Below are 1,616 nucleotides of genomic sequence, written 5' to 3' on the forward strand. Positions count from 1 at the left end.
TTGTATTATGGTGGAAAAAGATACGTTGGCTTTTTACCCTGTGATGAAATAGGTAACCGCTGAAACAAACAGAGTGGTAATAACGAATACAGATAGAAGAGGCGAGTAGGATACTCGGCTCTTCTTTCATTTATTGCTTATTGAATTTCCAGTAACTCGACATCGAAAATCAAAACCGATGCAGGAGGAATAGGACCTGTTCCTCCTTTTCCATAACCTAGGTCACTAGGCACGAACAGACGGAACTTGTCGCCTTCCACCATTAACTGAACACCTTCCGTCCAGCCCTTAATTACCTGGTTAAGACCAAAAGCTATAGGCTCATTACGTTCGACAGAGCTGTCAAAGACGGTGCCGTCAATAAGGGTTCCATGGTAGTGAACCTTTACTCGGCTTGTCGCCGTAGGGTGTTTTTCGCCTGTTCCTTTTTGAAGCACTTGGTACTGAAGGCCTGTTTCAGTGGTGACGACGCCATCTTTGGTGCTGTTTTCAGAGAGAAACTCTGCCCCTTTTACTTGGTTCACTTCAGCCAGTTTGCCGTTATTCCATGTGCGGTAAATAAAAAACACCGCCAATAAAACGACGGCAATGGGAATGATTAATTTACTCATGATAGTCCTATTATTGTTCTACTAAATAATTGATTGTGTTTGCAATACTTTGAACATCGCTGTGGCCTTGAGTCAAGATGATGTACTTACCACTAACAATGAAGGTCGGCACGGAGTTGATTTGCCCTTTTACCGAGATATCTTGAGAAAACTCTAATAGCTTAAATAGCTCTTTTTGCATGTCTTCACCTAAATCATAAGGGCTTATCAGGCCTCTAGATTCGAACGCAGAATCAATCGCTAGCTTGCGATCGGCTAATGTGGCACCTTCACCGAGCTGAACGGCAGCAAACAACTCGTCCATCATGGCGTGATCAGGCGTTGCGTTTAGCTGAAGTTGTGCGCTGTAATAAATCATGGCAGCAATTTGTGCACTTTCATTAAAGGTGACGTGTATTTTTCCAATGCTTTGACCGATAGCCGTTTCAAGTTCTGGGAGGACTGCTTCCATTTTCCGGCAGTGCCCGCAGGTTAGGGAAAACACTTCTGTGACGGGGGCAAGTCCATATTCTGATAGGTTAACCGGCAAGTAGGCAAACTGTTTACCTTCAGTCGGTGTTGGGTTTTCTGAGCAGCCAACGAGTGAGAGTATTGCGATAGTAGCGATCACAAACAGCGAAGATAATTTTTTCATAAGGTGGAGCCCAATCTATTTAAGTAACAAGATTCTAACCTTTACAGCGCTCTACGAAAACGAAAATATAAATCTATAGAGCTATTTTTGCTGGTTATTTAGAACGATAACAAGCGAATAAACTTAAGAGATTTATTAAAGTTTGCCATTATTGGTCGATATACTTTAAGGAGCATGAAGCGTTTGAGCAAAGATGAGATGATACCGTTATGAAGTATTTCGCCTTACCGATATTACTGATACTCACTGGATGTGGCACATTACCCTCGGAATTGACCATGATGGGTGATGATATGCTTGATGTCGCACCGAAAAGTGACGTTGACTTACGCTACCCTCAGTGGAACAAAGCCCCGCGATCATCAACAGCG

General features: G+C 43.0%; 2 protein-coding genes. Both read right to left on the reverse strand.

Annotated features, from left to right (window positions below; translation table 11 throughout):
- Positions 1-137: 137 nt before the first annotated feature.
- A complete protein-coding gene (locus ACP45E_RS13770) occupies positions 138-611 on the reverse strand; it encodes an FKBP-type peptidyl-prolyl cis-trans isomerase (protein ID WP_017038293.1) in 474 nt (157 codons plus the stop codon).
- Positions 612-621: 10 nt separating this feature from the next.
- Positions 622-1,245 carry a hypothetical protein gene (locus ACP45E_RS13775; RefSeq protein WP_017038294.1) on the reverse strand — a complete coding sequence of 208 codons (624 nt, stop codon included), beginning with the start codon at positions 1,243-1,245 and terminating at the stop codon, positions 622-624.
- Positions 1,246-1,616: the final 371 nt, after the last annotated feature.

It is taken from the genome of Vibrio genomosp. F10 str. 9ZD137 (genome assembly GCF_049974785.1).
GTDB lineage: Bacteria > Pseudomonadota > Gammaproteobacteria > Enterobacterales > Vibrionaceae > Vibrio.